Raw genomic sequence first — 6626 nt, 5'->3', positions numbered from 1 at the left:
GCCACCGCCCGGCCGAGCGCGGCGACGCTCTCCGCCGTACCGTCCAGGTCCACCACGGCGATCCGGTCCGGGTGCTCGGCGAACCCGGTGCGCAGCATGCCCCAGCAGGTGGCCGCCGCCAGGTCGGTGACCCGGTCGTCCACCCCGGTGCTCACCGCACCCCGGGTCAGCACCACCAGGCGGGTGTCGGCCAGCCTCTCCTCGGCCAGCCACTCCTGCAGCACCCGCAGCAGCGACTCGGCCGACTCGTGGATGGCGGCCGGCACGTCGGTGTCCGCCCCGTCGATCGTCGGGCCGGCGCCCGGCCAGGGCAGCAGCACCGTGCGTACCGCCGGTGCCCCGGCCGCACCCAGCGCGGTCGCCGTCGGGTACGCCGACACCGGCCCGAACGCCGCCGACCACCGCTCGACCGTCTCCGGGTCGTCACCGAGCACCGCCACCGGCCCGACCTCGACCTGCCCGGCCGGGTCGACCGGGAGCCAGTCCACGTGCAGCAGCCACTGCGGATCCACCCGTACGCCGGCGTGCCGAGCGCCCTCGACCGGCACCTCGCGCAGCACCAGCGACTCGGCGTCCAGCACGGGCTGGCCGGCCGGGTCGTGGACCGTCAGGCCGGCCCGGTCCCCGCCCCGGCGCACCAGGTGCACCCGCACGCTGCCCGCCCCGGTGGCGTACAGCCGTACACCGGACCAGACGAACGGCAGCTGCAGGCGGCTCACGTCCCCGTCGGCCGCGAGGGCCAGTACGTGCAGCGTGGCGTCGAGCAGCGCCGGGTGCACGCCGTACCCGTCGACGTCGCCGCGGACCGGTTCGGGCAGCGCCACCTCGGCGTACAGGTCGTCACCGGCCCGCCAGGCCCGGCGCAGGCCCTGGAACGCCGGCCCGTACCGGTAGCCCAGCTCGGCCAACCACTCGTACACCCCGTCGACGGTGAGCGGGTCGGCGCCGGCCGGCGGCCACTCGGTGCGGGGGTCCGGGGGTGCGGTGGCGGGTTCGACGGCCAGGGTGGCGGTGGCGTGGTGCGTCCAGGCGGTCTCGTCGGTGCTGCCGGCGGGACGCGAGTGGACGGTCAGGCCACGCCGGTTCTCCGCGTCCGGCGGGTCGAGGGTGACCTGCACGTCCGTGGGCCGTTCGGTGAGGAACAGCGGCTGGTGCAGGGTGAGCTCGTGGAGGTGCGGGTGTCCGGTGCCGGCGGCGGCGTGCAGGGCGAGGTCCACGTACGCGGTCCCCGGCAGCAGGCAGCCGGCGGTGATGGCGTGGTCGACGAGCCAGGGGTGGCTGCGGGTGGAGAGCTGGCCGGTGAGGAGGCGCTGGCCGGTGGGGGTGGCCAGCTGGGCGGTGAGCAGCGGGTGCTGCGGCCCGTCGGGGCGGCGGTTCCGCCGGCCGGTGAGCCAGAACGGCTGGTGGTCGAACGGGTACGTCGGCGGGGTGGCGTGGGCGCGGGCGTCCGGGAGCAGCCGCGTCCAGGCGAGCGGACGGGTGGTCCGGGTGTGCAGCAGCGCGGTGTTGGTGAGCAGCGCGTGCCAGGGGTCGGCGTCGCGGCGCAGCGTGTGGCAGACGGTGGTGGGTTCGGCCTCGATGCCGGGGGCGAGCAGGGCGTGCGGGCTGACCTCGACGAGGGTGTGGTGGCCGTCGGCGATCAGCGCGGCGAGGGTCGGGTGGAAGTGCACCGGCCGGCGCAGGTTGTCCCACCAGTAGCCGGTGGTCAGCTCGGTGCCGGCGAGGACCTGCTGGCGGGTGCTGCTGTAGAAGGCGGCGTCACCGGTCCGGCCGTCCACGGTCACCCCGGTCAGTTCCCCGTGCAGTGGCTCGACGTGGGGGCAGTGGCTGGCGTAGCTGACCGGTACGACCCTGGCGGTGAGGCCGTGGCCGGTGAGGGCGGTGTGGGCGGCCTGGATCGCGTCGGGGGTGCCGGAGAGGACGTTGCTGGTGGCGGCGTTGTGGGCGGCGAGGTGCAACTCCGCGGCCTGCTCGGGCACCAGCCGGCGCAGCAGGGCGGTCAGTTCGTCGGGGGTGGGGCCCGTGACGGCGAGCATGCCGCCGGTGCCCTCGATGGTGGTGAGGGCCCGGCCCCGGTGCGCGATGAGCCCGGCCGCCTGGTCCAGGGTGAGGATCCCGGCGGCGTGGGCGGCGGTGATCTCGCCCTGGCTGTGGCCGATCACCGCGTCGGGCGTCACGCCGTGGTGCCGCCACAGCGCGGTCAGGGCCGTGGTGACCGCGAACAGCGTCGGCTGGACCACGTCCACCCGGTCCAGGCTGGCGGCGTCGGGGCGCTCCAGGACGACGTCGCGCAGGGACCAGTCGGCGTGGGGTCGCAGCGCGGCGTCCGTCGCGTCGAGGCTCTGCCGGAAGACCCGGGAGGTGCGGTAGAGCTGGTGGGCCATGGCGGGCCACTGGCTGCCCTGCCCGGGGTAGATGAAGGCGACCTTGCCGCCGTCGTGCGCCTCCCCGACGGTCAGGTTCGGGTGCTCCGCCCCGTCGACCAGCGCGGTGAGCGCTTCCGTGAGTTCGTCCAGGCCCCGGCCCAGCACCACGGCCCGGTGCGGGAACGCCGTCCGGCCGGCCAGGGCGTGCGCGATGTCCACCACGTTCAGGCCGTCCACGCCGGACGCCCAGTCGCGCAGCCGGCGGGCGTACTCCCGCAACGCGGTCTCCGTCTTCGCGGACAGCAGCCACGGCACCCAGCCGCCACCCGGCAGATCCGCCGGTTCCTCCGTCACCTCCCCGACGGGTACGGCGACCGGCTCCGCCGCGGCCGGGACCTCCTCGAGGATCAGGTGGGCATTCGTGCCGCTCATCCCGAACGCCGACACGGCCGCCCGCCGTGGGTGCCCGTTCGGCTTCCAGTCGACCACCCGGTCGAGCAGCCGGACGTCGCCGCTGTCCCAGTCCACGTGCGGGCTGGGCGCGTCGATGTGCAACGAGCGGGGCAGCATCCCGTGCTGCAGGGCGAGCACCATCTTGATCACACCGGCCACGCCGGCGGCGGCCTGGGTGTGGCCGATGTTCGACTTGATCGACCCGAGCCAGAGTGGCTGGTCGTCCCGCCGCTGCTGGCCGTAGGTGGCGAGCAGCGCCTGCGCCTCGATCGGGTCGCCGAGGGTGGTGCCGGTGCCGTGCGCCTCGACCGCGTCCACGTCGGCGGGGGTCAACCGGGCGCTGGCCAGGGCCTGCCGGATCACCCGCTCCTGCGCCGGCCCGTTCGGTGCGGTCAGGCCGTTGCTGGCGCCGTCCTGGTTGACCGCCGAACCCCGGATCACGGCGAGGACCCGGTGCCCGCGTTCCCGGGCGACCGACAGCCGCTCCAGCAGCAGCAGGCCGACGCCCTCGGCGAAGCCGAACCCGTCCGCCGCCGCCGCGAACGGCTTGCACCGGCCGTCCGGCGACAGCCCCCGCTGCCGGCTGAACTCCACGAAGCCACCGGGCGTGGCCAGCACCGTCGCGCCGCCCGCCAGGGCCAGCTCGCATTCCCCGTTGCGGATCGCCTGCGCCGCCAGGTGCATCGCCACCAGGGACGACGAGCACGCCGTGTCCACGGTCATCGCCGGGCCCTCCAACCCCAGCGTGTACGCGATCCGCCCGGACGCCAGCGCGGTGGTCGCCCCGGTCATCAGATAGCCCTCGTAGTCCTCCGGCACCTCGTCGAACCGGGGCCCGTAGTCGTTGTCGATGACGCCGGTGAACACGCCCGTCGCGGTGCCGCGCAGCCCGACGGGGTCGATGCCGGCCCGCTCCACCGCCTCCCAGGCGGTCTCCAGCAGCAGCCGCTGCTGCGGGTCCATGGCGGCCGCCTCCCGGGCGTTGATGCCGAAGAAGGCCGCGTCGAAGCCGGCGGCGTCGTCCAGGAACCCGCCGTGCCGGGTGTACGTGGTGCCCGGCGTCCCCGGCTCCGGGTGGTAGATGCCGTCCACGTCCCAGCCCCGGCCGTCCGGGAACTCGCTGATCGCGTCGCCCTCGGAGATCACCAGCTGCCACAGTTGCTCCGGCGAGCCGACCCCACCCGGGTAGCGGCAGGCCATCCCGATGATCGCCACCGGCTCGTCGACCGCCGCCACCCGCACCGGCGTCGCGGCGCGGGCCGCCGGCACCCCGGAGACCAGTTCCCGCAGGTGGTCGACCACCGCCGCCGGGGTGGGCCGGTCGAACACCAGCGTCGCCGGCAGCGCCAGACCGGTGGCCGCGCCGAGCCGGTTGCGCAGTTCCACCGCGGCGAGGGAGGTGAACCCGAGGTCCTTGAACGCCTGCCCGGGGTCGACCGGCTCCGCCGATTCCAGCCCGATCACCGTGGCGACGGCGCCCAGCACCAGGTCGTGCAGGGCCTTGCGCTGCTCGGCCGCCGGGCGGGTGGCGAGCCGCTCGGCGTACGTCAGCGGTCCGGCGTCGGCGGCGGCGTCGCGCAGCCCGTCGCGGAACAGTCCACGCAGCAGCGCGGGCACCGGCCCGGCCGGCTCGGTGACCCGGCCGGGGAGCAGCACCGCCGCGCCGGTGGCCGGCGCCAGCCCGAGCGCCTCGGACGCGGGCGCCGGGACCAGCCCGTCGGTCTCCGCCGCGCCACCGGCGATGCTGACCGCGCTGAGCCCATAGGACCGCCGGTGGCCGGCCAGGGCGTCGAGGAACGCCGCGTCGCCGCCCCGGGCGCTCTCCCCGGCGGCGCCGAGCGTCCCGGCCACGTCGGAGAACAGGACGAACGCCGACAGGTCGAGGTGGCGGGTCGCCTCGTGCAGGGCCCACGCGGTCGCCGGGTCGCCCCCGGTGTGCAGCACGCCGGTGAGGGGATGGGCCGGGTCGACCGAGGCGAGCAGGCCGGACAGGACGCCCGGGTCGGTGGTGTCGCCGCCGGCGACGGTGACCTCGGCGCCGAGGCCGGTCAGCTCGGCGACGGCCGGGGCCGCGTCGATCGCGCCGGCCAGCAGCAGGTGCCGTACCCCGTGCCGGGCGACCAGGTCCCGCGCCGCCGCGACGGCCCGGCCGTCCCCGGTGACCAGGACCGTGCCGTCCGGGTCGAAACCGGCGGGGCGCCCGGCGGCCACGCGAACCAGCCGGGGCAGCAGCATCGCGCCGGTGCGCAGGGCGAGCCGGGGCTCGCCGGCCGCGACGGCGGCCGCCACGGCCCGGTCCAGCACGGCGTCGCTCTCCGGATGCCCGTCGCTGTCGACCAGGACGATCCGGCCGGGGGCGGCGGCCTGCGCGGCGCCCCACACGGCGGCGGCGGGCAGGTCACGCGGATCCTCGCCGGGCAGCGCCGCCACGGCGTGCCGGGTCAGCACGATCAGCGGCGGCGCGCCCGGGTCCCCGGCCGCCGCGTCGAGGAGTGCCACCGCCCGGCCGGCGGCCGCGGCCGGGTCGGCCAGCTCCGCCTCCGGCGTCCGGTAGGACCACACGCTGCCGTACGTCTGCTCGTCGTCGCCGACCCGATCCGGAACCGGGCGCTGCTCCCAGGCGACGGTGTACAGCTCCGGCGCCGGCCGGTCGGTGGCCAACCGGTCGACGGGCAGCGGACCGGTGGCGAGCACCGCGGTGAGCACCGGCTGACCCGCCGGGTCGTGCCCGTCGAGGCGGAACCGGCCGCCACCGGTCGGCCGCAGCCGCAGCCGGAGCACCGTCGCGCCGGCGGCGAGCAGCCGCACGGCGGACCACCCGACGACCGTCGGCGTCGTGTCCCGTTCCGTCAGGTCGGCCAGCAGCGGGTGCAGGGCCGCCTCCAGCAGCGCCGGGTGCAGCGCGTGCCGTGCGGCCTCCGCCCGCTGCTGGTCGTCGAGGGCGACCTCGACCAGGAGGCCGTCGTCCTGCCGCCACACCTCGCGCAGGCAGCGCAGCGTCGGGCCGTGCCGGTAGCCCGCGGCGCCCAGGCGCGCGTACACCTCGGCGACGTCGACCGGCGCGGCCCCGGCCGGCGGCCACACCGGCGCGGCCGGCGGCGCGGCCGGCGCGGTGGTGGTGAGCACGCCGCCGCCGTGCCGGGTCCAGGCCGCGTCCGGTCCGCGCTCCGCGTCCCGGGCGTGGATGGTCACGGTACGCCGGCCGGCGTCGTCGGCCTCCGCGACGCTGACCTGCACCTGTACGGCCCTGCCGTCCGGTACGGGCAGCGGCACGGGCAGGTCCAGTTCCGCCAGGTACGGGTGCCCGGTGTCGGCGCCGGCCTGCAGCGCCAGGTCCAGGAAGCCGCTCGCCGGCAGCAGCCGGGTGGCCAGCACCCGGTGGTCGTCGAGCCAGGAGGCACCGGCGGCGAGCCGTCCGGTGAGGACCGTGCCGCCCTCGGTGGCCAGGTCGAGTCGGGTGGTCAGCACGGCGTGCCGGGTGGCGTGCAGTCCCAGGTCGGCCGGGGTGGTCCGGGGCGTTTCGGGGAGCCAGTGCCGGGTCGACTGGAACGGGTAGGTGGGCAGGTCGACGTGCGGATGGCCACCCGCCGGGCGGGCGCCGAGCGTGGCGGCGGCGGCCAGCAGGGTACGCGGGCCGGGCCGGTCCTTGTGCAGGCCGGACACGGCGACGACGTCGGTCAGCGTCTGCTGGTGCAACGCGGTGAGCGTGGCGTCCGGCCCGAGTTCGACGAAGGTCTGGACGCCGTGTTGGTGGTGGAGGGTGGTGATGCCGTGGGCGTAGTGGACGGGGGCGAGGATGTGTTGGAC

General features: G+C 76.7%; 1 protein-coding gene. It reads right to left on the bottom strand.

Annotated features, from left to right (window positions below; all coding sequences use genetic code 11):
- Positions 1-6626: type I polyketide synthase (locus EFE23_RS27215; RefSeq protein WP_123243731.1), on the bottom strand; the 6626-nt coding region annotated here is incomplete at both ends.

It is taken from the genome of Micromonospora solifontis (assembly GCF_003725545.1).
Taxonomy (GTDB): domain Bacteria; phylum Actinomycetota; class Actinomycetes; order Mycobacteriales; family Micromonosporaceae; genus Micromonospora; species Micromonospora solifontis.
This window is presented reverse-complemented; position numbering and strand designations above follow the sequence as displayed.